This is a genomic window from Flintibacter hominis (assembly GCF_014287965.1).
Taxonomy (GTDB): Bacteria; Bacillota; Clostridia; order Oscillospirales; family Oscillospiraceae; genus Lawsonibacter; species Lawsonibacter aceti.
This window is the reverse complement of the sequence record NZ_JACOPO010000001.1, coordinates 469,332-492,507: the sequence shown is the minus strand read 5'-3', so window position 1 is coordinate 492,507 and position 23,176 is coordinate 469,332. Positions and strand designations below refer to the sequence as shown.

Annotated in this window: 21 protein-coding genes and 2 tRNA genes; 4 read left to right on the top strand and 19 right to left on the bottom strand. The window is 58.2% G+C overall.

The window, feature by feature from the left end; genetic code table 11:
* Positions 1 to 35: 35 nt before the first annotated feature.
* The 3 genes from galE to H8S11_RS02350 form a co-directional block, all read right to left on the bottom strand.
* The gene (gene galE / locus H8S11_RS02360) at positions 36 to 1,025 is read right to left on the bottom strand and encodes a UDP-glucose 4-epimerase GalE (protein WP_186852046.1); all 990 of its coding nucleotides are present in this window, start codon (positions 1,023 to 1,025) and stop codon (positions 36 to 38) included.
* 26 nt (positions 1,026 to 1,051) lie between these two features.
* Entirely contained in the window at positions 1,052 to 2,353 is a 1,302-nt protein-coding gene (locus H8S11_RS02355; RefSeq protein ID WP_186852045.1) for a galactokinase, read from the bottom strand.
* 131 nt (positions 2,354 to 2,484) lie between these two features.
* A complete protein-coding gene (locus tag H8S11_RS02350) occupies positions 2,485 to 3,519 on the bottom strand; it encodes a LacI family DNA-binding transcriptional regulator (RefSeq protein WP_186852044.1) in 1,035 nt (344 codons plus the stop codon).
* Positions 3,520 to 3,676: 157 nt separating this feature from the next.
* Between H8S11_RS02350 and H8S11_RS02345 the strand changes: the two genes are divergently transcribed.
* A complete protein-coding gene (locus H8S11_RS02345; protein WP_186852043.1) occupies positions 3,677 to 4,726 on the top strand; it encodes an aldose epimerase family protein in 1,050 nt (349 codons plus the stop codon).
* Positions 4,727 to 4,840: 114 nt separating this feature from the next.
* Here H8S11_RS02345 and H8S11_RS02340 read toward each other — a convergent pair whose 3' ends face one another.
* From H8S11_RS02340 to leuS, 6 genes are all read right to left on the bottom strand, one after another.
* Positions 4,841 to 5,599 carry a creatininase family protein gene (locus tag H8S11_RS02340; protein ID WP_186852042.1) on the bottom strand — a complete coding sequence of 253 codons (759 nt, stop codon included), beginning with the start codon at positions 5,597 to 5,599 and terminating at the stop codon, positions 4,841 to 4,843.
* Positions 5,600 to 5,638: 39 nt separating this feature from the next.
* Complete coding sequence (locus tag H8S11_RS02335; protein WP_186852041.1) at positions 5,639 to 6,565, bottom strand: nucleotidyltransferase family protein; 927 nt, start codon at positions 6,563 to 6,565, stop codon at positions 5,639 to 5,641.
* Between the two features lie 430 nt (positions 6,566 to 6,995).
* Positions 6,996 to 7,071: transfer RNA gene (locus tag H8S11_RS02330), tRNA-Ala, on the bottom strand.
* Positions 7,072 to 7,111: 40 nt separating this feature from the next.
* Positions 7,112 to 7,187 (bottom strand) — tRNA-Ala (locus H8S11_RS02325).
* Positions 7,188 to 7,452: 265 nt separating this feature from the next.
* Complete coding sequence (gene rpsU, locus H8S11_RS02320) at positions 7,453 to 7,635, bottom strand: 30S ribosomal protein S21 (RefSeq protein WP_023348912.1); 183 nt, start codon at positions 7,633 to 7,635, stop codon at positions 7,453 to 7,455.
* A gap of 152 nt (positions 7,636 to 7,787) precedes the next feature.
* Positions 7,788 to 10,211 carry a leucine--tRNA ligase gene (leuS, locus tag H8S11_RS02315; RefSeq protein WP_186852040.1) on the bottom strand — a complete coding sequence of 808 codons (2,424 nt, stop codon included), beginning with the start codon at positions 10,209 to 10,211 and terminating at the stop codon, positions 7,788 to 7,790.
* Between the two features lie 238 nt (positions 10,212 to 10,449).
* On the opposite strand from leuS, the gene H8S11_RS02310 reads away from it, so the two are divergent.
* Complete coding sequence (locus H8S11_RS02310; protein ID WP_186852039.1) at positions 10,450 to 11,991, top strand: copper amine oxidase N-terminal domain-containing protein; 1,542 nt, start codon at positions 10,450 to 10,452, stop codon at positions 11,989 to 11,991.
* A 74-nt stretch (positions 11,992 to 12,065) separates the two neighbouring features.
* On the opposite strand, the gene H8S11_RS02305 is transcribed toward H8S11_RS02310, so the two are convergent.
* From H8S11_RS02305 to H8S11_RS02285, 5 genes are all read right to left on the bottom strand, one after another.
* Positions 12,066 to 14,378: an ATP-dependent Clp protease ATP-binding subunit gene (locus tag H8S11_RS02305; RefSeq protein WP_186852038.1), complete on the bottom strand. Its 2,313-nt coding sequence runs from the start codon at positions 14,376 to 14,378 to the stop codon at positions 12,066 to 12,068.
* 137 nt (positions 14,379 to 14,515) lie between these two features.
* Positions 14,516 to 15,211: a CvpA family protein gene (locus H8S11_RS02300; protein ID WP_186852037.1), complete on the bottom strand. Its 696-nt coding sequence runs from the start codon at positions 15,209 to 15,211 to the stop codon at positions 14,516 to 14,518.
* Between the two features lie 29 nt (positions 15,212 to 15,240).
* A complete protein-coding gene (locus H8S11_RS02295; RefSeq protein WP_186852036.1) occupies positions 15,241 to 16,410 on the bottom strand; it encodes a DUF5711 family protein in 1,170 nt (389 codons plus the stop codon).
* A 42-nt stretch (positions 16,411 to 16,452) separates the two neighbouring features.
* Positions 16,453 to 17,205, bottom strand: coding sequence for a tRNA pseudouridine(38-40) synthase TruA (gene truA / locus H8S11_RS02290; RefSeq protein ID WP_147572081.1), 753 nt, complete (start codon positions 17,203 to 17,205; stop codon positions 16,453 to 16,455).
* A gap of 41 nt (positions 17,206 to 17,246) precedes the next feature.
* Positions 17,247 to 17,468 carry a helix-turn-helix domain-containing protein gene (locus tag H8S11_RS02285; protein ID WP_147572080.1) on the bottom strand — a complete coding sequence of 74 codons (222 nt, stop codon included), beginning with the start codon at positions 17,466 to 17,468 and terminating at the stop codon, positions 17,247 to 17,249.
* 93 nt (positions 17,469 to 17,561) lie between these two features.
* Here H8S11_RS02285 and H8S11_RS02280 point away from each other — a divergent pair, with 93 nt between their 5' ends.
* Positions 17,562 to 17,897, top strand: a complete 336-nt coding sequence (locus H8S11_RS02280) for a hypothetical protein (protein WP_186852035.1) — start codon at positions 17,562 to 17,564, stop codon at positions 17,895 to 17,897.
* Here the strand turns inward: H8S11_RS02280 and H8S11_RS02275 are convergent.
* From H8S11_RS02275 to H8S11_RS02260, 4 genes are all read right to left on the bottom strand, one after another.
* Positions 17,828 to 18,637 carry an energy-coupling factor transporter transmembrane component T family protein gene (locus H8S11_RS02275; RefSeq protein WP_186852034.1) on the bottom strand — a complete coding sequence of 270 codons (810 nt, stop codon included), beginning with the start codon at positions 18,635 to 18,637 and terminating at the stop codon, positions 17,828 to 17,830. The two genes, H8S11_RS02280 and H8S11_RS02275, sit on opposite strands and share 70 nt — an antisense overlap.
* Positions 18,638 to 19,510 (bottom strand): energy-coupling factor transporter ATPase, encoded by an 873-nt coding sequence (locus tag H8S11_RS02270; protein WP_186852033.1) that lies wholly within the window; start codon positions 19,508 to 19,510, stop codon positions 18,638 to 18,640. It abuts the gene before it with no gap.
* 130 nt (positions 19,511 to 19,640) lie between these two features.
* Complete coding sequence (locus H8S11_RS02265; RefSeq protein ID WP_147572076.1) at positions 19,641 to 20,486, bottom strand: energy-coupling factor transporter ATPase; 846 nt, start codon at positions 20,484 to 20,486, stop codon at positions 19,641 to 19,643.
* 147 nt (positions 20,487 to 20,633) lie between these two features.
* Entirely contained in the window at positions 20,634 to 21,503 is an 870-nt protein-coding gene (locus tag H8S11_RS02260; RefSeq protein WP_147572075.1) for a class I SAM-dependent methyltransferase, read from the bottom strand.
* Positions 21,504 to 21,754: 251 nt separating this feature from the next.
* Here H8S11_RS02260 and H8S11_RS02255 point away from each other — a divergent pair, with 251 nt between their 5' ends.
* On the top strand, positions 21,755 to 22,468 hold the full coding sequence (locus tag H8S11_RS02255; RefSeq protein WP_186852032.1) for a coiled-coil domain-containing protein: 714 nt from the start codon (positions 21,755 to 21,757) through the stop codon (positions 22,466 to 22,468).
* A 48-nt stretch (positions 22,469 to 22,516) separates the two neighbouring features.
* Here H8S11_RS02255 and rbr read toward each other — a convergent pair whose 3' ends face one another.
* Positions 22,517 to 23,053 carry a rubrerythrin gene (gene rbr, locus H8S11_RS02250; protein ID WP_147572073.1) on the bottom strand — a complete coding sequence of 179 codons (537 nt, stop codon included), beginning with the start codon at positions 23,051 to 23,053 and terminating at the stop codon, positions 22,517 to 22,519.
* Positions 23,054 to 23,176 lie beyond the last annotated feature (123 nt).

The window sequence follows — 23,176 nt, the reverse complement described above, 5'->3', positions numbered from 1 at the left end:
TTCCTCACCTCATACTCTATTTTCTGTGGTGCTCCTCAGCCCTGATAGCCGTTGGGATGATTTTTATGCCAAGTCCAGGCGGAGGACACGATGGTGTCCAGCTCCGCGTACTGGGGCTTCCAGCCCAGGACAGTCTTGGCCTTCTCCGAAGACGCCACAAGCTGGGCCGGGTCGCCCGCCCGCCGGGGGCAAATCTCGGCTGGGATGGGGTGGCCGGTCACTTTACGGGTCACATCGATGACCTCCTTGACGGTAAAGCCCACTCCGTTTCCCAGGTTGAACACGTTGTTCTCTCCACCGGCCAGCAGATAATCCAGCGCCAGGATATGTGCCTGGGCAAGATCAGTGACATGGATATAGTCCCGTACGCAGGTCCCGTCCCGGGTGGGGTAGTCATCGCCAAAGACAGAAATCTTCTCCCGCTCCCCGTTGGGCACCTGGAGAATCAGGGGGATGAGGTGTGTCTCAGGGTCGTGGGCTTCGCCGATGGCTCCGGAGGGATGGGCACCGCAGGCGTTGAAGTACCGCAGGGCCACATACCTCAGGCCGTGGGCCCGGCTGGTCCAGGACATCATGCGCTCCATGGCCAGCTTGGTCTCACCGTAGCAGTTGGTGGGTTCGGTCCGGTCGCTCTCCAGGATGGGCACCCGCTCCGGCTCACCATAGGTGGCGGCGGTGGAGGAAAAGACGATCTTATCCACCCCATGGGCCACCATGGACTGGAGCAGGACGGTGGTGCCCCAGAGGTTGTTGTCATAATACTTCAGCGGGTCCACCATGGACTCCCCAACCTGGGAGGAGGCGGCGAAGTGAATAACTCCCTCAATGGTCTCCTTCTCAAAAAGAGCGTCCACGGCCTTCCGGTCCCGGATGTCCAGCTCATAGAACCGGGCCTTGGGGTGTACGGCGGCCCGGAAGCCGGTGAGCAGGTTGTCCGCCACCACCACGTCCCGGCCAGCGTCGATCAGCTCATACACAGTGTGGGAGCCGATATAGCCAGCTCCACCCAGTACTAAAATCGCCATAATATAAAGACCTGCCTTTCTTAAATTCAACCAATCACCACAGTTCCGCCCTGGGGACGGATGTGGAGGATGTGACACTTGCCGCGGCCCAGCAGGGCCTCCATACCGGACCGGAAGGCCTCCAGCCTGTCGTTGGGGACGAAGGCCTGGATGGTGCCGGCAAAACCACCGCCATGGACCCGGATGGCTCCAGTGCCCTCCAGCAGTTCTTGACCGGCGGCCAGGGCCAGAGGGATGGCCTGCTGACTCGGATCTGATATAGACCAGGTATTCTGCAGATGGACTGCCGAGGAGAGGCCGGAGGCGTTGACCAGCTCCAGGAACCTGGCGAAATCTCCCCGCTCCAGGGCCTCGCCCTCCTGGACTGCCCTACGGTCATCCTCGTAGTAATGGATGGCCCGGAGGACTGCCCGGTCTCCACAGCGGACCCGCAGGGAGGGGATGGCGGCGCGGAAGTCGGCCTCAGGAACATCCCGCAGGAACCGCTTGTTGAAGTGGGCCGCCACGGCGCCCATCTCCCGCGTAATGTCAGCGTAGTCATCGGTCAGGTCGCCATGACTGGAGCCGGTGTCCACGATGCACAGGGCGTGGCCGGACCGGGTAAAGTCATATTTCACCTTCTTGACTAACGGAGCGGACGGATCGGCAAAGTCGATGGCCACGGCCCCGCCCACCGAGGAGCCCATCTGGTCCATCAGGCCGCAGGGCTTGCCAAAATACACGTTCTCCGCGTACTGGCCAATCTTGGCGATCTGAATGGGGTCCAGCGCCCCACCGCAGCAAAAGTGGTTCAGGATATTGCCCACCAGCACCTCATAGGCGGCGGAGGAGGACAGTCCAGATCCGGACAGCACATTTGAGGTCACATAGGCGTCAAAGCCGGACAGCGGGTAACCCAACTCCGCAGCCTTGGCAGCCACCCCTCGGACCAGGGCCGCGGAGGTATTCCGTTCCCGCTCCCTGGGCAGCAGGCTGCTCAACTCCACCTCCAGGGTGGGATAGCCCTGGGAGTGAATACGGATGACCTCCTTCCCGTTGGGGGCGGCACAGGCCAACATATCCAAGTCCACACTGCCGCACAGCACATGGCCGTGCTGGTGGTCGGTATGGTTGCCGCCGATCTCGGTGCGGCCGGGGCCGCTGAACAGAGCCACCGAAGCATGTTCCTCAGGGGTAAAAATCTCCGCAAAGGAACGGACCACCTGGGCGGCCCGTTCCTGGGCCCTGTCCAGACTTGCCTGTGTCCCATCCAGGGCGTAGAGGGCGGCCAGCACCTCGTCGTGGGTGCCGGCGGTCAGTTCTTGGAGCAGCTTGGCACAGCTGTTCATCGAGAGGTCACCTCATTCTCTTTTTTGATAGGTCAAGTATATTAAATTTTTACTAAAAATTCAACCACAATTTTTTCCATTAAAAAACTTTGGAACAGTATACAGAAATAAGGGCCTTTTTCTAGTGGTTTTCACAGTCGTCTGACTGGTCCGGTGCTCTCCCGCACAGTTAGAGTGGGCGGCACAACCAGCTTCAGCGGCAGGGTGCGGATGGGCTCCCGCCCTCCGATGGACGCCCTCTCCCCCAGCAGGCGCAGGGCCGCTCGTGCCATCTCCTCTACATGGGTGGACACAGAGGTGAGGGGCGGGTCCACAAGGGCAGAACGGGGCGTATCATTGAAGGACACAACCGACAGGTCGCCTGGAACAGACAGACCTGCCTCCCGCAAAGCCAGGAGGGCGCCCACAGCGCCCTCCTCGTTGGCGCACAAGAAAGCGGTAGGGAGGGCCGCTCCAGAGGATAAAAGCTCCCCCACCGCCCTGGCGGCGGCCTGGGCCTCCATGGGGCAGTCCAGCATCAGGCCCAGATCCAGCAGCCCTCTCTGTTCTGCCTGCCTCTCAAACAGCTGGCGACGGACCTCCAGCGCCCGCTGGCGGCGGTCATCCAATTTATATACCGGTCCGATAAAGCCGATCCTAGTGTGGCCCAGCTCAGTCAGGTGGTCCAGGGCCAGGGATATCCCTAGCTCATAGCCCAGCACTACCGAATCAAACCGGCTCTCAAAGGGAGATGAGTCCAAAAAAACCAGATTGGGGGACAGGGCCGCCAGAGAGTCGATCTGTGCTGGGGTAAACAGGCCGATGGCCACAACACCGTCCAGTTTCTCCTCCGGAGCCAAAAATCCCTCTCCCCTGCTCTCCAACGGAATGCAGGTATATTTCCTATCCAGGCAATTCTGGCGGAGGAAATTACTAAGATAGAGGTAATAAGGGTCGTCCAGCTGCTGGACCGGGGTGAGCATCTCCGCCACTCCAACCCGGAGCAACCCCTTCGGGCTCCTTCCCCGGCGGCTTCGGGTCGCGGTGTAGTTTAGCCGTCCCGCCTCCTCCAGCACCTTTCTCCTGGCCTCAGCTGTAACGGACAAGGAGGGGTCCCCCGACAGGATCCGGGAGATGGTAGCCGGAGAATAGCCCGTCCGGTCGGCAAGTTCTTTCAGGGTCGCCATAGCAGTCCTCCACAAAATTTTACTAAAAATAAAATAGCACATTCGGAAAATTTTATCAAGACTCACAGCCCCTTTTCTTTGCCTTTTTCCTAAAACTCTGCTACACTGGTGTCACATCTAACCTATAAAGGTCACAGTATCAAAAGGGGGCCTATCTATGACCACTGCCAGCCGTCAGCCCTTTGGCACCACCCACCACGGACAGCCGGTGGAGTTGCTCACGCTGGACAACGGCACTCTGTCCTGTCAGATCATTACCTTTGGCGCCGCCTTACGTGCCCTCTGGGTACCGGACCGGACCGGAAGGCCTGTGGACGTGGTCCTGGGGTACGAGACTCTCAAGGAGTATCAGGACCAGGACGGCTATCTGGGGGCGGTCGTGGGCCGCTTTGCCAACCGCATCGCTGGAGGCAGGTTTTCCCTGAATGGCCGGGAATATACCCTGGCAGTCAACAATGGCCCCAACCACCTGCATGGTGGTCTCCAGGGTTTCTCCTATAAGGTATGGACTGTGGAGGAGCTGACCGGAAGCCGTGCGGTTCTGTCCCTGTCCAGCCCGGACGGCGAGGAGGGCTATCCCGGTTCTCTGGAAGTCCGGGTCACCTACCAACTGGACCGCTCTACCCTATCCATCCACTATCAGGCCTGCAGTGACCAAGACACCCCCTGTAATCTGACCAACCACAGCTATTTCAACCTGGATGGCCAGGGCTCTGGCCCGGTATTGAACCAGGAGATCCGACTCTACGCCGGGTCCTATACTCCCGCTGACCAGACCAGTATCCCCTTTGGCTCTATTCAGCCGGTGGAGGGCACCCCGATGGACCTACGCTCCCCTACCCCCATTGGAGCCCACATTGAGGACCCCTTCCAGCAGTTGGAGTGGGGCAGTGGCTATGACCATAACTATGTGGTGGATGGACCTTTCGGGCTGCTCCGCCCCGCTGCCTGGGCCCGTTCGGCGGCCAGCGGCATCGCCCTCCAAGTGGATACCACCCTGCCGGGTCTCCAGTTCTACACCGCTAATTTCCTGGAAGCGGGCCGCCGTGGGAAAGAGGGGGCGGTGTACGCCCCCCGTCACGCCTTTTGTCTGGAGACCCAGTTTTTCCCCGACTCCCCCAACCAGCCCGCCTTTCCCTCCGCCATTTTGCGGGCCGGAGAGCACTATGACCATATCACCCGCTTCTGCTTCTCCACAGAAGATTGATAGGATTAGAAAGCCGCCTACGCTCACTGCATAGGCGGCTTTTTCTTCTTTTTGATTGAAATCTCAGGTTCGGAAACCGTTTTCCAAAATTCGGATCGGGTCTCCCTCTCCTTCCTAGTCAAAATAGTCCAGGAATCTGGCCAGTTCCTCCGTCACTGACTCAAAAAAGGCTTTGCCCTTCTGGGCTGTAGCCAACTGAGGCTGGCCAATATGCCCCTCTCGGTTGTCTTCATCAAAACGATGGAATCTCTGATATGCCTTGCTGCCCAAGAGGTCCTTTTGAAACCAGGGGCGCTCGGCCACAGGTCCACAGGGGACGATTTTCTCCTCCTGGACCAGGTCAGGGCGAAGATACATCATCATAGACGTCTCAAATTCGCCCGCATGGCCCATGCCCCCCAGCTCCGATTCCCGAATGGCGCTGATTCGCTCGCGCGCCACATCCCAATACTGCAGTTCCCGTAGCTGAAACTCCGTCCCGTGCTTCTCACCTATCTCATTGACAGCGGCGGACAGATAGACCTGATTTCCCCCGTGGGAGTTCACTAAGAACATCTGGGAAAAACCATTCGCTATCACGTTCTCACAGATAGAAACCGCATACTCCTTCAGCAGATGCTGAGGCATTGTCACATAGCCGGGGGCAAAGCGGTGGTGCGGGGAGTATCCAAAGCATACTTGGGGCAGGAGCAGGACCGGTCTATGGCACAGCTCCGCAGCCCGTTCGGTCACAGCTGCCCCCAGAAAGGCGTCTGTCCCCACGGGCAGATGGAGCGAGTGCTGCTCTGTAGACGCGAAGTTTATCATTACTGCCGCCTGATCCCGATAAGCCCCCAGATCCGGGTAGGAGAGTTCAGTCCATCGAATCAACATAGTATCCCTCCTTTCTCTATCTGGCAAGGCCTTCCCGGCTCACCTTTCCCACAGCGACTCGGGGTAAAGCCCCTCGGCCGTCATCCTGGCGACCGCAGCTACCACAGCCGGCTTATCCGCCTGGTAGGTCACGCCATACCACCTGTCCTCAGAGCGCAGTACCTTCACCCTGGCTTTACCCTCCTCCAGCAGTTGGGTAACTACACTGGGCAAGAAATACTCCCCCTTTTGGGGCTCCTCCGCCAGTGCCCGGTCTAGAAAGGCGGGGAAGTGGGCCTCGGCCTCCCGAAGGAAGCTCTGGCTGAAGCCCCAGAGGTTCATGGACACGATGGCGTCTCCAGGCAGATGGGTCCAGGTCTGTCCTCCATCCTCGGTAAAGCGGGCGTCTGTCCCCTCTTTTTCGATATGGGTGCGCTCCGTAACGCGGATCAGATAGTTGTCCTGGTCCTCCTCACACACCCCACGGGCCACATGGCCGTGCTCCGTGACTGTGTTGCCCAAGCGGTAGCCCACCATGGCGTATTCATAGCGGCCGGGCTGGTCCGGATTGCGCTCCAGATAGTCGTAGATGGCCTGAAAGCCCTCTGGGCCGTAGTAGTCATCGGCGTTAACCACCGCGAAAGGGCCGTCAATCAGGTTGCGTGCCGCCAGAATGGCGTGGGCAGTGCCCCAGGGCTTTATCCGGCCTTCCGGAACAGAGTAGCCCTTTGGTATGTCATCCAGCTGCTGATAGGCGTATTTCACATCGATGACCCTGGACAGCCGGTTGCCGATGGCTGTTTTAAAGGTGTCCTCGATTTCGTGCTTGATCACAAAAATAACTGTCTCAAAGCCTGCCCGCCGGGCATCATAGATGGAGTAGTCGATGATGAGCTGGCCATGGCTTCCAACAGGATCCACCTGCTTCAGGCCGCCGTATCGGCTGCCCATACCGGCGGCCATGACCACCAAAACGGGTCTGTTCATTTTATATGCCTCCTGTGTCTTTCATAGATCGGATCGGGGCCCTATGTAAAGTTGCCCCACCCCTAGACTTTTACAGTCAAAAGAGGATCATCACTTACTTTACACGATAGAATTTTTAAGTCAAGCCTTTTCCCGTAAAAATCAGAGAATATAGGCAGGCACAGAGCGAACTCGGCCAGCACGAATATGGCGAATTAAGCCTCTATCTGACCATCTGTAGTCCTCATTGGCCGCTCTTGGAAGCAGGTGTTGACTGTACGCTTTTGTAGAAATAGCGGGCAACGATCCCAGATGAAATATCGAGCCGCATTGGTAGGCATCTGGAGCGGGTGTTCCAATGAAACAGAACTGTTTGTCGGGGAAAGTTCCCTATAAAACAAAAATCCATTTCCTTTCGGAAACGGATTTTTGAAAGCAGCTCTCCTTGAGATGGTGGAGATAAGCGGGATCGAACCGCTGACCTCTTGAATGCCATTCAAGCGCTCTCCCAGCTGAGCTATACCCCCGTATAGGAGAACTGCTTGTCTACCAATATTGAGTTGTAAGTGGTGGAGATAAGCGGGATCGAACCGCTGACCTCTTGAATGCCATTCAAGCGCTCTCCCAGCTGAGCTATACCCCCAAATAAAAGCCTTACAGGTCAAGTGTCCCTGTTCAGCGCAAGTGATATCTTACCAGAAAGGCGTTGGTTTGTCAACGCAAAATTCAAACTTTTTTCAACTTTTTTGTCTGTCCTAGTCCAGATGTCCTGTCCCACGTCAGATGGAGAGAGTCACATACCCTTCCATATTCCCACACCGCTCTGAATCATGATTCCCCCGGCACAGACGGGAGTTTTCGGGCTGCAATAAAAACCGCCGCAGTAAATACTGCGGCGGTTTAACTGCTTAATAGAACTTCTTGCGATTCTTACGGGCGGCCTCAGACTTCTTGCGGCGCTTGACGCTGGGGCTCTCGTAGTGCTCGCGCTTACGAACCTCGGCCAGCACGCCAGACTTGGCGCAGCTACGCTTAAAGCGCTTCAGGGCGCTCTCCAGAGATTCATTCTCTCTCACACGGACTTCCGACATTTATATTTCCCTCCCTCCGGCGCGGCGGGGCGTCCCCTGCTCGCGTAAGGGCCATTTTTATGGCTTTAACAGTAGTATTATATTCGTTCCACGGCCAGATGTCAAGGGCCAATTATGAACGGGCTGTAAACCTTTTGACCATAGCAGGATGGTCAAGCCTGGGGCTTAAAAATCAGACTAACCAATTTGCCCTTGACCACAATACTCTTTACCAAAGTCATACCCTCGGCCAGCTTGACAATCTTAGGTTCAGCCAGGGCGGCCGCCACAATGTCCTCGTCAGAGGCGTCGGCGGACACTACGATGTTGGCCTTCACCTTTCCGCTGACCTGGACGGCCATTTGAACGGTGGCGGTGACGGTCTTGCTTTCGTCATACACGGGCCATGGCTGGAGACATACCTGGCCCCCGTAGCCCGCCATCTCCCACAGCTCCTCGCACATATGTGGGGCGAAGGGGGACAGCATCAGCAGCAGTGCCTTCATGTCGCCCCGGCTGGCACCGTTGGCGTAAAAGTCGTTGACCAGGGACATGAGAGCCGCGATAGCGGTATTGAACTTCATGGCCTCGATGTCCTCGGACACCTTCTTGATCGCCTTGTGGACCGCCAGCTCGTTGGCCTGGGAATACGCATCTCCCACATGCTCCTGCTCGGTAGCCAGGTTCCACACCCGGTCCAGGAAACGCTTGCACCCCTTCACCGCATTGGCGGACCAAGCGGCGGCCTTCTCGAAGTCGCCGATGAACATGATATAGGTACGCATGGTGTCAGCGCCGTACATATCAATGATGTCGTTGGGATTGACCACGTTGCCCCGGGACTTGGACATTTTCTCGCCCCCCTCGCCCAAAATCATGCCGTGGGAGGTGCGCTTCTGATAGGGCTCCTTGGTGGGCACAACGCCGATGTCATAGAGGAACTTGTGCCAAAAGCGGCTGTACAGCAGGTGGAGAGTGGTGTGCTCCATACCGCCGTTGTACCAGTCCACCGGGGACCAGTAGTCCAGTGCCTCCTTGGAGGCTAATGCCTTATCGTTGTGGGGGTCCATATACCGCAGGAAGTACCAACTGGAACCCGCCCACTGGGGCATGGTGTCGGTCTCCCGTTTGGCGGGGCCGCCGCAGCAGGGACAGGTAGTGTTCACCCAGTCGGTCATCTTGCTGATGGGGCTTTCGCCGTCGTCGGTAGGCTCATAGCTCTCCACTTCGGGCAGGAGCAGAGGCAGCTGGTCTTCGGGGATGGGCTGCCAGCCGCACTTGTCACACCAAACCATGGGGATGGGCTCGCCCCAGTACCGCTGGCGGGAGAACACCCAGTCCCGCAGCTTGTAGTTCACCTGGGCATGGCCGATGCCCTTGTCCTCCAGCCACTTGGTGATAACAGGGATGGCGTCCTTCACAGTCAGGCCGTTGAGGAAGTCGGAGTTGACCAAGATGCCGGTCTCATCCTTGGCGGTAAAGGCGGCCTTCTGCACGTCCTCGCCGCCGGACACCACCTCGATGATCTCACAGCCGAACTTCTTGGCAAACTCCCAGTCCCGGTCGTCGTGGGCAGGAACGGCCATGATGGCGCCGGTGCCGTAGGTGGCCAGGACGTAGTCGGAGATGAAAATGGGGATCTCCCTGCCGTTGACCGGGTTTACGCCCCGCACGCCGTCCAGCTTGACGCCAGTCTTCTCCTTGTTCAGCTCGGTGCGCTCCAGGTCGGACTTGGAAGCGGCGGCCTTCTGATAGTCCTGGACCTCCTGGGCGTTGGCCAGCAGGGGCATCCACTTCTTCACCAGCTCGTGCTCCGGCGAGAGGACCATGTAGGTGGCTCCAAACAGGGTATCCGGGCGGGTGGTATACACTACGATGTCGTCCCCGGTGGTAGCCTTAAAGGTAACCTCGGCGCCGGTGGAGCGGCCGATCCAGTTCTTCTGCTGGATCTTCACCCGCTCGATGAAGTCCAGATCGTCCAGGTCATCGATGAGCCGCTGGGCGTAGGCGGTGATCTTCAGCATCCACTGGCTCTTCTCCTTGCGGATGACAGGCGAACCGCACCGCTCACAGACGCCTTCCACCACCTCCTCGTTAGCCAGCACGCACTTGCAGGAGGTGCACCAGTTTACCGGCATAGTGGTTTTATAGGCCAGGCCGTGCTTGTAGAGCTGGAGAAAGATCCACTGGGTCCACTTATAGTAGCTGGGGTCGGTGGTGTCCACCACCCGGTCCCAATCAAAGGAGTAGCCCAACATATGCAGCTGCTTGGTGAAGTTGGCGATATTGTCCTTCGTCACCTTAGCGGGGTGAATGTGGTTCTTAATGGCGTAGTTCTCAGTCGGCAAGCCGAAGGCGTCAAAGCCGATGGGGAACAGCACGTTGTAGCCGTCCATCCGCTTTTTCCGGGCTATTACGTCCATGGCGGTGTAGGGTCGGGCATGTCCCACATGCAGCCCGTTGCCAGAGGGATAGGGGAACTCAACCAGGCCGTAGAACTTAGGCTTGGTGGTATCGCCAGTCTGGCAGGCAAAGGTCTTTTCGTCCTTCCACTTGGTCTGCCACTTTTTCTCGATCTCGGTAAAATCGTACTTCAAAGTTATCACGCTCTCCTGTATTTCTTAGCCGGGTTTTGGCCTAAAGTTAAAACGATTCCGTAATATTATATATGATAGCGCCTCTGTTTGCAAGGGTCGTGGAGAAAAAGAGCATTCATTTTTATAATTATTTTTTGATTGATTCTTTCGCTTATCATGGTATAATTTATTTTAGATAGCTGTTTGCTTTTTTCTATCGTTTGTTGCGAAAATTCACTATTTGAAAGGAGATTTAAAAATGAAAAAACTGTTTCGTCCCTTACTCTGCGCCGCGTTTTTGGCGCTAGCAGTAAGCGCCCCCGCTTTTGCCGCTGAACCTGACATTCTCCAGACGTTCCCCGACACCGTTTCCACCCGCCAGGGCGACTTCTATGTTCTGGTCAACGGGGAGTCTCTTACCTTCCCTGACGCGGTACCCAAGTTGAAGAGTGACCGCTCCTTCCTGCCCTTCGCGGCCACCTTTGAGGCACTGGGCTATACCGGCATCACATGGGACGGCTCTACTGGCACCGTCACCGCCAGCAGGGATGGACAGCGCATCAGCCTGACCATCGGAGAACCCTCCATCACCTTGTACACAGAGGAAGCGCCAGATGGGCAGAATATCCCTATGGATGTAGCCCCCTATGTGGATCCCGCCACGGACCGCACTTATGTTCCTGTCGGGCTGATCGCTGACGCCTTGGGCTACAATGTAGGCTGGGACGGCTCCAACGGTACCGTCATCATTGACGACGTGGACGCCATCCTGGCGGCCAACACAGAAACCTATGAGCTGATGGACAAATACCTAGATTACAGCCGGACCTTTGCCCAGAAGAACCAGAAGGTCGGCGGCGAATACGCCATGGACATCTCTGTTTCCACCTCCGACGGCGAGCAGGATATGGATATCCAGTTCCTTGCCGACGGAGATTATGACATGATTATCGCCGGGTCCACCGCCTTCCAGTTCGATACTCAGATGGTACTGGATTACGCCGCCTCTCTCAATGGGGTAGACGCCACGGAGCTGTTGGACAGCACCGGTGAGCTCCCCTTCCCCCTTACCATTGACTTCGCTATGCGGGGTGATATGGAACAGGGGGCCCTCTATCTCAACTGCGCCGCCCTGAACCAATTTATCCTTGGGGAGGGTGCCTCGGACGATACCTGGTACAAGCTGGATATGAAGTCCTTTTACGACCAGAGCGCCGCTCTCACCGGCTTCACTTATGCTGACCTGCTGGCTCTGTCCAACGCCAGCCTGGACGCCAGCTTTACTGAGCAGTTGGAAACCGTCCTGCGGACCGCTCCTTTGACCAGCTATCTTACCACCTCTGACTACCTGGACCTGTATAACTCCATCTGTGGCGACAGCCATTTTAAGCGGTCCGGTTCCTCCTATGTGAACCAATTTTTAGCGGAGGACGGTGTCACTGGCACCTTCACTCTGTATACCACCGGCTCCAGAGTCAACGGATACGCAATGGAGTTGACTGCCGTTGACCCCTCCTTCGGCGAGATGGAGATTGGCGTCTCCATGCGGAACAGTAAAATGGAGATGTCCATTGACCTGACTCAGTCCTCCTCTCTCCCCACTGGGGAAGATCCTTCTATCTCTACGCTGCCCGGAATTCTCTCTAGCGAGGTTTCTATGCACATGGAAATGGACGGCGCTTATCAGTCCACAAGCGCCAAGCCCAGCACCCAGCCCCCCGCGGACGCCACCGTCCTGGATATGTTCCAGCTAATGTCCCCTGACGACCATGTGGAAGTTCCTGATGGCACTGCCGCTTAATCACTGCCCACACGCTCAACAAACAGCCCCCGGAAACCTTATGGTTTCCGGGGGCTGTTCCTCTTTGCCTTCTCTCACATGGCCAGTAGATGGATGGTGTCATCCTCCACCAAGGCTTTCATCTGGGAAACGGGGTGCTGATATCCCTCGATCAAGCGGACCGCGATGGCATCCTCCAGCTCCTTCTGGATGACCCGGCGAAGGTTCCGGGCTCCATAGACGGCGGAATAGGACTTCTTAACCAGATAGTCCAGCAGGGACTCCTCCCAGGAGAAAGAGATGCCCTTCTCCGCCATCGCAGTTGCCAGCTCCTTGAGCATCAGGACGGCGATGGACCTGAAGTTCTCCTCCGTGAGCTGATTGAAGTAGACGATCTCGTCAATCCGGTTGATAAACTCAGGGCGCAGGAAGTCCTGGAGGGCCTTCATGGCCCGCTCCCTCCCCTGCTCATTGGCGGTACGGCCAAAGCCCACGGAGCCCACCTTGGTATTGCTCCCGGCATTGGAGGTCATGACGATCACCGTGTTCTCAAAGTTCACCGTCCGGCCGTGGGCGTCAGTGATACGGCCATCGTCCAAAATCTGAAGCAGGATGTTGAGCACATCTGGGTGTGCCTTCTCGATCTCGTCGAAGAGGACCACAGAGTAGGGCTTGCGGCGGATCTTCTCTGTCAGCTGGCCCGCCTCGTCATAACCTACATAGCCCGGAGGGGATCCAATGATGCGGGACACGGCGTGCTTCTCCATAAACTCGGACATATCCAGCCGGATCAGGGATTCAGGGGTATCGAACAGGTCCGCGGCCAGCTGCTTGACCAGCTCGGTCTTGCCCACGCCGGTGGAACCTACAAAGATAAAGGATACCGGCTTGTGCTTGGGGCTGATGCCCACCCGGCCCCGGCGGATGGCTGCGGCCACCGCCTTCACCGCCTCGTCCTGTCCGATAATGTGGCTCTCCAGCCGCTCCTCCAGCTTGGCCAGGCGCTGGTACTCCTGCTCCTGGATGCGGCTGGCAGGGATGTTGGTCCACAGCTCAATGACGTTGGCCAAGTGCTCTTGGTCTAGGGCGGGATGGGCCTTCTCCTCCAGCCCCCGCTTCTCTTCCTCCAGGCGCAGCTCCATGCTTTTGATGGTTGCCAGCCGCTCATAGGCCTCCTCCGTGGCGGCGGCCATCATAACCTCCCGCTCCTTGGACAGATCGGCCAGTTCTTTCTCCACATCGGCCAGACGGGCCAGGGCCTTATTCTCCAGATTCACGTTGGAACAGGCCTCGTCGATCAGGTCGATGGCCTTGTCAGGGAGATAGCGGTCAGTGATATACCGCTCGCTCATCAGCACAGCCTGGCGGCACATCTCCTTGGAGACCGTGACCTGGTGGAATGCCTCGTAGTAGGGGGCGATACCCTCAATGATCTTCACGCTGTCCTCGATGGAGGGCTCCTCCACAACGACGGGTTGGAAACGCCGCTCCAGGGCGGTATCCTTCTCGATGTGTTTGCGGTACTCATTGAGGGTGGTGGCACCGATGACCTGGAGCTCCCCACGGGAGAGGGCGGGCTTCAGAATGTTTGCGGCATTCATGGACCCCTCGGCGTCCCCGGCCCCTACGATAGTATGAACCTCGTCGATGACCAGGATGATGTTGCCCAGCTTGCGGATCTCCTCGATGAGTCCCTTCATCCGGCTCTCAAACTGGCCCCGGAACTGGGTGCCCGCCACCAGGGCGGTCAGGTCCAGGAGGTAGACCTCCTTATCCGCCAGCTTGTAGGGGACCTCCTTCTTGTATATCCTCTGGGCCAGCCCCTCAGCGATAGCGGTCTTGCCCACGCCTGGCTCACCGATGAGACAGGGATTGTTCTTTTGCCGGCGGTTCAGGATCTGAATGACCCGCTGGAGCTCCCGGTCCCGGCCGATCAGCTTATCCAGCTTGCCCTCCTTGGCCTTTTGGGTTAGGGAGATGCAGTAGCTGTCCAAAAATTTTCGCTTAGGCTGCTTGGGGGCGCCGTTCTTCTCCGGCCGGGGGGACGCACCGCCCCCCTCACTGGGCTGCTGGGGCGCTGGGGTTGCCCCACCTCCAAAGAGCTGGTTCAGGAAGGGGAAGGTGGCGGTGCGTCCGTCGTCCTCCTCATCCCCCTCCTCCTTGGGCTGGTTCATCAGGCCCTCCATCCCCTCGGCTCCACCGAAGGCGGACATCATTTCGGAGGTCAGGTTTTCCAAGTCCTCGTCGCTGATGCCCATCCGCTTTATGATGTCGTCAATGGGTTTTATGCCCAGCTCCCTGGCACATTTGAGGCACAGCCCCTCGTTCTTCGAGGTGCCGCCCTCCAGTTTGGTGATAAAGATGACCGCCACGTTCTTGCCGCAGCGGCTGCACATTGTAGGCTGCATGGTGTCAAAACTCCTTTCAGGAGATAAAATCAGATCAGCGCTCCGGGTCTCCGCCCGGCCTTTTGGGTGGTCATAACCACACAGGGCATATCATACAGCAGAAATATGAACTTGTCATGAACTGCCCCCTGAGAAATTCAGGCAAGTAGGGATAGGGGGTCAAAGGTACAAAAAAAGTTCAGCAGATAGGTATTCTGTATCGCCTCAGGGGGGATCAGGCTGTTTCGGAGCAGCCAGCAGGCGATGAAAATCAACGCCCCGCCCTTGAGCAGCCCCAGGGCCGCCCCGCTCCAATGGTTTAAGGCGGACAGGACGGGCAGCCGGAAGGCCAGGTCCAAGGCATGGCTCAACAGGAACCAGGCGATGAGAACAGCAACAAACGCCAGCAGGAAGAGAACCATTCTGGCCAGTTGGACGGCGGCGTATTCCGCCAGTGCCTTAGCCGCGCTGGTGGTCACCTGAGCCACTCCGTTGTCCACGGCCTCCTGGAATGCCTGTGCCAAGCCGCGGTAGAGCGCGGACTCCTGAAGCGCTTCCAGCACCTCTGAGATGGGCAGCTCCTCCAGTGCCGGCGCTTCTCCCCCGGTAGAGGCGAGGGAGTCCTCCACTTGAAGGGACTGCTCCAGCGTCCCCTGGATCTGGCGCTCGATGGCGGGCCGTATGGCGTCTGCCACCGGCCTGGCCAAGTTGTCCGAGATAACTGTGGCTCCGATAAAGGCCACAAAGATAGCCAAAAAGCCGCACAATGTCAGGATAAAACCCCGGCTGTACCCCCGCCACAGGGCAAAAAGGAGAATCAAGGCGATAATCACGTCAAAAATCAGATAATTCATAAAAACCTCCATGGGAAAACGGGGAGAGATCAGCTTGGGATATAGAGCCAGGCCAGCTGGTCGTCGGCCAGCAGGGCAGAGCCGTTGGAGGACAGGGCGGTATATCGTGCCCCCTGGGTGTCTCCCAGTCGGGCGTATTCCACCAGCTCCGGCGTGTAAATGGTCAGTCGGCTGCCGGTGAGCAGGGAACAGTAACCGCCAGCGCTGTCAAAGTCCAATACCTGGCTCCGCAGCTCCATGCTGCTCCTCACCTCTCCCTCCGGATCGATGGTCATGACCTGGTTCGCGCTGCCTGCCCGGTATCGGCCCAGCAGGAGCAGCGCGAAGCCCTCCCCTCCAAAGTCGCAGCCCTTCAGATAAGACCGCCCAAAGGGATAACTGTTGGCAGATTTTCCATCGTCAGACAGTGTCATGACTCTGTCCTCCCCCAGCACCCAGAGAAGGCCGTCCTCATAGTCCAGATCCAGCACTGTCACACTGCCCAGGCTGACCTGGGCCTTGGGCTCCTTCTGGTCCACGGGGAAAAAGAGCACCTGACTAAGGAAGGTGCCGCCCTCCTGGTCCATTGTGATCACCGCCACGGTCTTACAGTCGGGAGACAGGGCAGCGTCCACCACAAAGGTGGAGGACAGGCTGATCTGGATTACTTCGCTTCCAGAGGCGTCGTAGACTGTGACCGCCCCCTTGTACCCGCTCCGCTGGGCGGTGACCGCCAGCCAGCCGCTGTCGTTGGCCCGGGCGGACAGCAGGTCGCCGTCCCCCTCTAGGGACAGGTCAAAGACCTCCTCCGTCCCCCGGAAGAGGAACAGGGACTGCCCCCCGGTGTCATACACTACCCCCGCCTTGGAGGAGGCGGACAGCACCGGGTTGTCCATTGACAGCACTTCCTCGGCGTACTGGCGGCCAGAGAAGGAGTAGTAGTGGGCCCCGGCGGCGGAGGACATTAGAATACCATTTTCCAGATACGCCAGTGACATCTTGTCCCCGCCGGCGTGGGTGAAGGGGACCGCCTCGCCGGTATCGCTGGTTTGAATAGAGCGGTAGGCCAGCCACCGCTTCACCGCGTCCAGGTTGAAGCGGTCCCGGTACACGACCAGAGCCAGGGCGCCCAGCACCAGGGCCGCCGTCACCAACAGGGCCAGCAGCCGAAACAGGATATTCGGTTTTTTCGCCTTCTTGGCCGGCTGTTTTCCTTCCATTCTATTCGTCCTTGCTTCTCTTTAGTAGGGGTGCTCCCCTAGTCACAGCACATCTTCCTCATACCACAGCCTAGTCATATACAGCCCCCCCGGCGGGACCGTGGGGCCAGCCAAGGTGCGGTTGCCCGAATCCAAAATGGCCGGGATGTCCTCTGGAGCCAGCTTGCCCTCGGCAGCATAGACGATGGTGCCTACCATCGCCCGGACCATGTTGTATAGAAAGCCGTTGGCGCACACCTTACACTCTATCAGTTCCCCCTGGCGGGAAACGTCGAAATAGTACACCGTGCGCACAGTGGTCCTGGTTTCGGTGCCCACGGACCGGACCGCCCGGAAGTCGTGAGTGCCCACGAACTGGCTGGCCGCCCGCCTCATCACGGACTCATCCAAGCGCTTCGGATAGAACCAGGCCCGGTCCACATAGAAGGGGTTGCCCAGCCGGGAGTTATACAGGCGGTAGGTATACTCCTTTTTCTGGCAGGAACCGATGGCGTTGAAAGAATCGGGCACTTGGGTGGCCTTGACCACCACAATATCGTTGGGCAGCCGGGTGTTGACCGCCAGAGGGATCCGGTCGCAGGGAATCGTGGAGGTGGTGCGGAAGTTGGCCACATAGACCTCAGCGTGGACGCCCGCGTCGGTACGGCCCGCCCCGGTGCATTTCACTGGATGGCAGACCACAGTGGACAGGGCCTTTTCCAGGGTTTCGGCCACGGACACAGCGTTTTTCTGAACCTGCCAGCCGTGATAGGCCGTACCGTTATACATCAGCTTTAAGGCAATATTGCGTTCCATGTAACACCTCGGTTCGGGTTGGTAAGAAGCGGGGTCGGCCCCTATTGGTTGATCTCCCGCCGCTCCGTCCGGCCCATCAGGTAGTCCAGGCTGACGTTGAAGTAGTCGGCCAGAAACACCAGACCAAGGGCGGTAGGGTGGCACTTTCCATACTCATAATCCTGATAGGTTCGGTATTTGACCCCGCAAATATCAGCAAGCTGGTTTTGAGTCAGATGCTGCTCGTTCCGTAGTTCCTTGATACGTTCTGCAAATGTTGCCATAATACATCCTTTTCTCTTGACACACGGAATTTTCGTGCTATACTATATAATACACGGAAAAACCGTGAGATTCAGGGGGGGGGGTAATCAATTATGAACATGATACTGTATAAACTCTTTCAAGACAACCCTGGGCTTGCCGGGGAAGTGGCAAAGTTCTGCCGAACCGTCCCTGGTTACCAGACGGCAGAGGCAGATTTTGCCAGCCAGGCTGACCAAATCAGCCGGCTGGTAGGGCCGGAATGTTATCTCCCCTTTGAGGCGGCTATGAACGCCCAACTGGCCTATGAGGCGCGTGCCTACTACCTGTTCGGTTTGGGCCTGCGGCGGGAGCTGCTCTCCGCCCTGGAGCCGGATGATCAAAGCCCAATATGCGCCAGCACGCCCACTCCCACGGCCACGGCCAGGAAAAAGGCCAGCACCATATAGTCCCTGGCCTGATACTTCAGCTGGCGCAGGCGGGTGCGCCCCTCTCCCCCGTGGTAGCAGCGGCACTCCATCGCCACCGCCAGCTCATCCGCCCGGCGGAAGGCGGAGATAAACAGGGGGACCAGCAGCGGGATCAGGGCCTTGGCCCGCTGGATCAGGTTCCCGCTCTCAAAATCGGCTCCCCTGGCCCGCTGGGCGGACATGATCTTGTCCGTTTCCTCGATCAGAGTTGGGATAAACCGCAGGGCAATAGACATCATCATGGACAGCTCATGGACGGGGACCCGGATCTTCTTCAAGGGATTCATCAGGGACTCCAACCCGTCCGTGAGCAGGATGGGCGAGGTGGTGTAGGTCAACAGAAAGGTGCCAGCAATAAGCATCATGATGCGGACCACCATAAAGAAGGCCTGGAACACCCCCTCCATGGTGATGGTCAGTACCCATATCTTTACCAGCACATGGGTGCCGGGGGTGTAGAATAGGTTGAGGATGGCCGTAAAAATGGCAATGAACAGCACTGGCTTCATCCCCCGAAGGATGGAGCGCACTGGGACCTTGGATACGGCGATGGACAAAGCCAGCAGGCAGAACATGATGGCATAGGTGACAAACCACTTAGCCAGAAACAGGGCCACGATATAGATCACCACAGCGATCAGCTTGGTACGGGGGTCCAGCTTGTGGACCAGGGAGTTACCTGGAAAATACTGTCCCAGGGTGATATCCTTCAGCGCCATTCAGCCCACCCCCTTCTCATTGCGGCCCAGCTTGGCCAAAATGGCGGCCTTGGCCTGCTCCACCGTGAACACCGAGGGGTCGATGTCCACCCCCAGGGCCCGAAGCCGGTGGAACACCCTGGTCATCTGGGGGACGCCCAGCCCCATCTGTTCCAGCTCGTCCCCGTGCTGAAACACCTCACGGGGGGTACCCTGGAAGGGGATGGTCCCGTCGTCGATGACCACCAGCCGGTCCACAGTGCGGGCCATGTCCTCCATGGAGTGGGACACCAGGATAATGGTGGCGTTGTGGGCCTGGTGGTAGTCCCGGATATTTTGCAGGATGGATTCCACTCCCTCCGGGTCTAGTCCGGCGGTGGGCTCGTCTAAAATGAGCACCTTGGGCTCCATGGCGATAACTCCGGCGATGGCTACCCGGCGCTTCTGGCCGCCGGACAGTTCAAAGGGAGATTTCTCCAGCTGGTCGTCCCGCAGGCCCACAAAATAGGCGGCGGACCGCACCCGGCGGTCGATCTCCACCTCGTCCAGCCCCATATTTTTCGGACCGAAGGAGATGTCCTTATAGACTGTTTCCTCAAAGAGCTGGTACTCCGGGTACTGAAAGACCAGCCCTACCTGGAACCGGCTTTTTCGGGTGGTCTGGGGGTCGGTCCAGATGTCAGTGCCCTGGAGGAGTACCTGGCCCGATGTGGGCTTGAGCAGGCCGTTCAGATGCTGGATCAGGGTTGACTTCCCCGAGCCTGTGTGGCCAATAATGCCCAGATACTCTCCGGGATAAGCCTGAAAATCCACCTTCTCCAGTGCGGTACGCTCAAAGGGTGTGCCGGCGGAGTAGGTGTGGGTCAGTTGTTTCGTTTCAATGATAGGGTCCATGAGAGGTTCCATCCTTGTATCAGTGGTACACGCCCCAGTGATGGAGTCGCGTCCAAAAAACTCTCCCCCAAGGGAAGGCACATGGGAGCGCGGCAGAGCCCGTCCCCAACAATAACATATCAGTTCCCGCTTACGACAGCACGGACCACAGGGCCGCGGCACACTCCTCGTCTGAGAGGGCGTCCAGAGGGACGCTGATTCCCTCCTGCCTCAGCTCCCAGAGAAGCTGGGTGGTCTGGGGGACCGTGAGCCCTACCGCCTTCAGCTCCTCCACATGGGAAAAAACCTCCTTGGGCACTCCGTCGGCCACCACACGGCCCTTAGACATAACCACCAATCGGTCAGCCTGTGCGGCCTCGTCCATGTGGTGGGTGATAAGGACCACCGTAACTCCCCGCTCCTGGTTCAGCGCCTTGATGGTGCGGAGCACATCGGCCCGTCCGGTGGGGTCCAACATGGCGGTGGGCTCGTCCAGCACGACGCACCGCGGCTCCATGGCGATGACTCCGGCGATGGCGATCCGCTGCTTCTGCCCTCCGGACAGCAAATGGGGAGCGTGCTCCCGGAACTCATACATATTTACCGCCTTCAGGGCCTCATCCACCCGCTTGCGGATCTCTTCCGGGGGGACGCCCAGATTTTCAGGTGCAAAGGCCACATCCTCCTCCACCACATTGGCGACGATCTGGTTGTCCGGGTTCTGAAACACCATACCCACCGCGCGGCGGACGTCCAGCAGCCTGTCCTCATCCGTAGTGTCAATGCCGTCCACGTACACCTTGCCTCCGCTGGGCAGCAGGATAGCGTTCATATGCTTGGCCAAGGTGGATTTTCCGCTCCCGTTGTGCCCCAGGACGGCTACAAAGGAGCCTTCCTTGATGGCCAGATCTACGCCGTCCAGCACCACTGGGGACACCCCCTCGGCCGCCGGGTAGGAGAAACGGAGGTCTTCAGTTTTGATGATGGTGTTGCTCATATGATAGCCCTTTCTGGATAGAGTTGAGAGCAGAGAGCAAAGAGTGGGGATATAGACGCATATCCGTGCGGTTTCACTCCGCCTTTCGTCCTATTGTTGTTCCACCACACGGCCGGGACTCGCCCTGATCTCTTCCCTCTCAACACTTCACGCCTCATGCTTGACCCAACGCCCCGTGGCCCCACAGGGGAGGACCAGCCCGCTTTCGGTGACGGGCAGCCCCAGCTCGTCACTGGTAGTGTGGCCGCCGAAGCGTTTGGAGAGGATGGTCTCCAGGATATAGGTCACCACGCTGGGCGCCAGCCCGGTGGTGTAGGAGTTCAAAATAACGAACAGCGGGTCGTCGGACAGCACTCCAGATACCAGCTCCACGAATGGAAACAGGTTTTCCTCCAGCTTCCACACCTCTCCGGTGGGGCCCCGACCATAGCTGGGCGGGTCCATGATGATGGCATCGTACCTCCGTCCCCGGCGTATCTCCCGTTCCACGAACTTGGCACAGTCATCCACAATCCAGCGGATGGGCGCTTCCTCCAAGCCGGAGGCCCTGGCGTTCTCCCGTGCCCACTGGACCATACCCTTGGCTGCGTCTACATGACAGACGCTGGCTCCGGCCGCGGCGCAGGCCACGGTGGCCCCTCCGGTATAGGCAAACAGGTTAAGCACCGAAATAGGCCGGCCGGCCTTTTGAATCTGTTCCCGGGCAAAGTCCCAGTTGACCGCCTGCTCTGGAAACAGGCCGGTGTGCTTGAAGTTCATGGGCTTGATGTTAAAGGTCAGGTCCCCATAGGATACCGTCCACCGCTCCGGCATGGACTTATTCTGCCACTGTCCTCCCCCCGTGGAGGAGCGGGCATATCGGCCGGCATTCACTTTCCAACCCCGGTGGGTCCGGGGCGTGTTCCAGATGGCCTGGGGGTCGGGGCGGACCAACAGCTGGTCCCCCCACCGCTCCAGCTTTTCTCCCCGGCCACAGTCGATCAGCTCATAATCCTTCCAGTTGTCGGACGCCCACATATATGGCACACCTCACCTGTTCGATCCTCCTGATATACAGGGGCAAAACGATTGGAAAACTAAGTTAGTATATCATTCCAGACCGTTCCAGTCAATGAATTATGACTGATTCCCTGTCGAAAGGGCAGAAAAACCTTCCTTTCCCCTGCTGGGGCCAGAGAAAGGATTGTAATTATTCCCGACCTGTGGTAAGATATCTGGGAAAATGACAAAAACCGCGGTTTGTTCCGCGTTTCAGAGAGGTGCTATCCATGGACCATCCCTTTCGAGGTGCTGCCTTCGGCGGCTTTAACCGCCAGGACGTCCTGACCTATTTAGAAAATACCGCCAGGGAAGCCGCTCAACAGCGCGAGGCCCTGGAGCAGCAGTTGGAACAGCAGCGTCAGGCCGCCGAGTCTGCCCTTCGCCAGATTGAGGAACAAAGCCAACAGATCCTCCAGCTCCAGCAGGCCAACCAGCGGCTCCAGGAGGAGAAGGACGCCCTCTCCGGTCAACTGGAGCAGACCAATGTGGCCCTGTCCACCAGCCGTACCGAGCGCAGCCAGTTAAGCGACCGGCTGGCCCAGCTAGAGAACTCACTGGCCCAGGCCCAAACCAGGATCGCCGCCTTGGAACCGGATGCCGAAGCTTACGCCGCCCTGAAGGAGCGGACCGCCGGCGTAGAGCTGGAGGCCCACCGACGGGCCCAGACCGTCCAGGAGCAGGCGGAGGAGCAGGCCCGTCAGCTCCGCCGTCAGATGGAGCGTTGGATGCAGCGAGTGGAGCAGGAATACGATGTTCTTCGTACCCAGGTGGAGTCCACTGTTTCTCATGCTGCCGACCAGCTGGACAAGGCTGGCGCCGCCTTGAAAGAGGTGGGCGTCCTCCTGGAAGCCCAGGATGTGGCCCTGGATTCTCTGGCCCAAGCTTATGCGGACAGCGACCTCACCAAGGTGAAGGCTCCCATGCCCATCCCCGAAAGCTGACTGAAAAAAGCAGGACCGCCGGTGGCGGTCCTGCTTTTTCTGTTTCCATCAATAGTTTTCAGCCTTCAGCTGGAAATAATCCCTGGGATGGGCGCAGACGGGGCATACCTCGGGGGCCTGCTTGCCCACATGGATGTGGCCACAGTTGGAGCACTGCCAAATCATGTCGCCATCGCGGGAGAAGACAATGCCGCCCTCCACGTTGGCCAGCAGCTTCAGGTAGCGTTCCTCGTGCTCCTTCTCGATCTTGGCGACCTCCTCAAACAAGAAAGCGATATGGTCGAAGCCTTCCTCCTTGGCCTCCTTGGCCATGGTGGCGTACATATCGGTCCACTCGTAATTCTCACCCTCGGCGGCAGCCTTTAGATTCTCCGCGGTAGTTCCAATGCCCTCCAGCAGCTTAAACCAGATCTCAGCGTGCTCCTTCTCGTTGGCGGCGGTCTCTTCAAAGATCTTGGAGATCTGGACATAGCCGTCCTTCTTGGCCTTGGAGGCGAAATAAGTATACTTGTTGCGGGCCTGGGACTCGCCGGCAAACGCGGTCCACAGATTGGCTTCGGTCTTGCTTCCCTTCAGCTCAGGCATGATAATTACCTCACTTTCCTGTATTTGTTAAATGAGAATTATTCTCAATAACTTAGTTTTAATATAGCAAACCGGCGCGAAAATGTCAATGGGAAAAGCAAAAATTTTCCTCAATTTTTTCTC